This is a genomic window from Flammeovirga agarivorans (genome assembly GCF_012641475.1).
Taxonomy (GTDB): Bacteria; Bacteroidota; Bacteroidia; order Cytophagales; family Flammeovirgaceae; genus Flammeovirga; species Flammeovirga agarivorans.
Genome location: NZ_JABAIL010000023.1, coordinates 1 through 3796 on the forward strand (window position 1 = coordinate 1; position 3796 = coordinate 3796).

The 3796-nt window shown below is 28.2% G+C and carries 5 protein-coding genes; all 5 read right to left on the reverse strand.

All coding sequences use genetic code 11. The features are described from left to right. Positions 1-260 precede the first annotated feature (260 nt). Positions 261-695, reverse strand: coding sequence for a DUF4265 domain-containing protein (locus tag HGP29_RS27815; RefSeq protein WP_168885745.1), 435 nt, complete (start codon positions 693-695; stop codon positions 261-263). A 129-nt stretch (positions 696-824) separates the two neighbouring features. Beyond that, positions 825-1376 (reverse strand): hypothetical protein, encoded by a 552-nt coding sequence (locus tag HGP29_RS27820; RefSeq protein WP_168885746.1) that lies wholly within the window; start codon positions 1374-1376, stop codon positions 825-827. Positions 1377-1467: 91 nt separating this feature from the next. Beyond that, a complete protein-coding gene (locus HGP29_RS27825) occupies positions 1468-2103 on the reverse strand; it encodes a hypothetical protein (RefSeq protein ID WP_168885747.1) in 636 nt (211 codons plus the stop codon). Positions 2104-2277: 174 nt separating this feature from the next. Continuing rightward, on the reverse strand, positions 2278-2889 hold the full coding sequence (locus tag HGP29_RS27830) for a hypothetical protein (RefSeq protein WP_168885748.1): 612 nt from the start codon (positions 2887-2889) through the stop codon (positions 2278-2280). Positions 2890-2975: 86 nt separating this feature from the next. After that, positions 2976-3707, reverse strand: coding sequence for a hypothetical protein (locus HGP29_RS27835; RefSeq protein ID WP_168885749.1), 732 nt, complete (start codon positions 3705-3707; stop codon positions 2976-2978). Between the last annotated feature and the right edge of the window lie 89 nt (positions 3708-3796).

The window sequence follows — 3796 nt, forward strand, 5'->3', positions numbered from 1 at the left end:
ATTATTCCGAAAATTTTGCCTAAATGATTTGTCATTATGTTTTACTTCGGTTCATTTAATGCTCCACAACGAAATTGCTAAACTGCGAGCGAGGGCGCGTCGACCGAGACTTGCTGTTTTAGCTGATGTTACCCAATGTTTGTTTAATTTAATATATCCCCAATTAATAAATTTTTAATTGAGTTAATTATTAATTTTTTAGGTTTAATTTGATAGATTTTCTTTTTACAAATTAGTTATTTTAATAAGCAATTTATTTGTTATCGTATGTGTTCAATACAAGCTTCTTCATAATCTATATTTCCAATATTAAATTGATTTTTTATATAATTCATGATGTCATTATAATCTAAATCTTTACCGATACTTACTGATATTAATGATTGTTTGTCACTGCCTTCCCATAAACAACCCAACTCCTCTAATTCATTACAGATTTTATCTTTTAATTCTAATTTAAAAAATATAATTCTTATTACACTATTACCAGATACTTCAATGAAGTCTTCAAAATATAAGGCATCTTCTTCACTGTCATATTCTACCGATACTAAATCTCCTAATGCAATATTAGAGGCATAAAAAGGGATATTATCTATTCTATAATAATTTCCTTCTTTATTTGCCCAAACATTTTCAATAATATAATTATTGTCTTCTCCTTCAACGACTAACTTTATTTTAACGGATTTCATGATTTTACTAAATTAATATTGGAAGTGGATAATAATATTGGGTAACGAAATTGCTAAACTGCGAGCGAGGACGCGTCGGCCGAGACTTGCTGTTTTAGCTGGTGTTAGCCACTGTTATGATTTTTGTATTTATATTTTACCGCTTTGGTTTTCGCTTTTTTGAATTAATCCATTTTCCTTTATTTGATATGTTGATCTTGATATATCTACTTCTACAGTTGATTCAATAATTTCATAATTTTGATCTAACTTCCAAGTTTTAATTGTATCTGTAATTACAATGGTATTGTTACTCGTTAATACTGCACTTTCTAAATTTTGACCTGTTTCCCAAAACCCAACATTCTTTAAAATAAATAGTGAATCAATTTTGATACCTTTTAAATTATAAGTTACCAAAACAGGTGTTGTACCAATATCTCCTACAGAATATTCTATTACCCCAACAGAGTTTTTTGTTTCATATAATATTCCACTTGGCTTATATGTCCATGAACATTTGTATTGATTAAATAATGTTGAATCATAACCAACAGAAGGTTCTATTTGTGTATGAGTATTATATGAAAGAGGTAATTTTAGCTTGTCGAGAGTTAATAAATATCTTGAAAAAGACTCCTCTTTATAAGAACATGACATTGAAAAAATTAATATAAATAATATTATAGAATGCTTCATCATGAAAATTGTGGCTAACGAATTTGCTAAACAGCGTACGAGGACGCGTCGGCCGAGATTTGCTGTTTTAGCTCTTGTTGTGCTTTCGTGGATTTTATTGATATAATGTACCGAATTTAAATTTTGTTAGATAACCATTTGTAAAACTATATTCAGAATAGTACAAAGGTATATCATGATTTTTTAGAAATTCATTATTTATTGAATCGTCTAAAATATAAGTGAATTTAGTTTTCGATTCATCTATATTTAATATTTCAGGCTCTCCTTTAATTGCTTTTATTTGACCTATTGTCATTTTTAATTTGATTCCATTCTCTGTAATAAATTCATTATTATTTGTCTTTAAAGTTACTTCATTAATAATTGAATTATCGTCAGAAATTTCAAACTCTGAAAATTGATTTTTTGCTTGACCTTGATATCTATATAATTTTAATATTTGCCCTCCATCTATATTTGAAAATGTAAAAACAGAATCTTTAATGTTACCATCTATATTAGGATTAATCTTGTGCCTATCTAAGGTATTTTTAAATGAATTAATTGAAAAAAGTGATATACCAGAAATTGTTGTATCTGGTATAAAAACAATTCCTTTGGGTAAATAAGAATCAATTTCATACTTCTCTGGGTGGGGTACTAACTCTAAACTATTAAAACTAAAATAGATGATGACACTTACAAAAAGTATTAGTATAACAAAAAATGATAGAATGTATTTTAGCATATAATTTTGAAGTTTTCTAGTTCACCATGAAGCACAACGTAATGGCTAAACTGCGAGCGAGGACGCGTCGGCCGAGACTTGCTGTTTTAGCTGTTGTTGTGCAACGTTAAATAAATGATTACTAATAATATTTTAAATGTAACAGTTAATTAAATACCTTTTATTATAATGTTATTACCCCTCTCCATTTACAAAAAAATCTTTTATTTCTTTTTTGTCTACATTGATTATTATTTGCCAATAACAATTTCCTCCATCATCAACTTCAACATATTCATTTTCCCAGTCCCTTTTACTAAATTCCGTAATTCTTTTTTTTCTATTATGTGAATATTCTAATTTCTCACAGAATGCATTTATCTCAATGAATTTTTCTCCTTTTTCATTGATATATGGAATATACTGTCTATAATACTTCTCTAAATTTCTTATATATGCTTTGTCTAAAATTTCTTGGACTAAATTCAAATCTTGCGTCTTTGGATTCCAACTTTTAAAACCATATTTTTTTTCTATCAAATTGTTATATTCTGTGTTTTTAAGAATTGTAATCTTTGATTCAACTGTTTCTGTTTGTTTTTTCTTAGTTGTGAAATCTGTTTTCTCAATTTTTGATTTTTCTAATTCAATTTTTTTTTGCTTTACTAAGGAATCTATTGTCTTAATTCTTGATTCAGCTGTTTCTATTGATTTTGTCTTAGAAAATGAATTTGTTTTCTCATTTGTATTTTGACAAGCCAATAAACTAAGTAAAAACAAAACTAATATTTTTACTGTATGTTTCATATCTGAAATGTTGCACAACGAAATTGCTAAACTGCGAGCGAGGTCGCGTCGACCGAGACTTGCTGTTTTAGCTGGTGTTATGGTTATTATTTTATTTGAAACTTGTACTTCATCAAACGTTTTGAAGGTTCTTTTCTATTGTCGTAAACTATTAAGGTTCCACTCATCCTATTTTCAGTACTTTTATTCACAATAAACACAGGAACAGGATTCTGATAAACATTTTTTAAGTAGTAAATCTCTAACCCACTATAGGTAACTCTATTTGATTCATATTCCCACTTTCCAAGTGCTTGACTTGTCCCAAAATCCAACCCTAATTCTGTATTATTTATACGTGTTTTCTCATCGTTAACTTTTAGAGTTCCTTCGATCAAAGCTTCTCTTTTCATTAGTGAGTGCTTTGATGGTAGCTTAACCAAGTAAATTATTATAGATGTACTATCATCAACCTTTTGAACCAAGGTAATAAATTCATCAGAATCTTGAAGATGATAGTTACCTTCAAAATTATCTATAAGTGATATCTGATTACCAGTTTGGGTATATTTTGTGGTAATAAACTTGTCTAAAACAAGATCCCTAATTTCAACAGTATTTTTATTAAACTTAAATGATATTAATGTATGCTTTACCATATTATAACTTCCGTTTATAACGTCAGAAGCTATTGACTCTACAATTATATTATTACCCACTTTATCTTCATCTTCTATAATTGTTGATTGAATCATCAATGTTGATAGATATTCTCCATTTAGGATTTGTCCAAAACTACATAAAGGAAAAAGAAAAAAAATAACTATTAGATTTTTCATTCTAAGATTATTAACCATAACATAATGGCTAAACTACGTGTGAGGGTGAGTCACCCGAGACATGGAGTTTTAGCTGGTGTTGTGTACTT

Coding starts and splice junctions, on each gene's coding strand:
- HGP29_RS27815 (WP_168885745.1), bottom strand. CDS start 695: ATGAAATCCGTTAAAATAAAGTTAGTCGTTGAAGGAGAAGACAATAAT.
- HGP29_RS27820 (WP_168885746.1), bottom strand. CDS start 1,376: ATGATGAAGCATTCTATAATATTATTTATATTAATTTTTTCAATGTCA.
- HGP29_RS27825 (WP_168885747.1), bottom strand. CDS start 2,103: ATGCTAAAATACATTCTATCATTTTTTGTTATACTAATACTTTTTGTA.
- HGP29_RS27830 (WP_168885748.1), bottom strand. CDS start 2,889: ATGAAACATACAGTAAAAATATTAGTTTTGTTTTTACTTAGTTTATTG.
- HGP29_RS27835 (WP_168885749.1), bottom strand. CDS start 3,707: ATGAAAAATCTAATAGTTATTTTTTTTCTTTTTCCTTTATGTAGTTTT.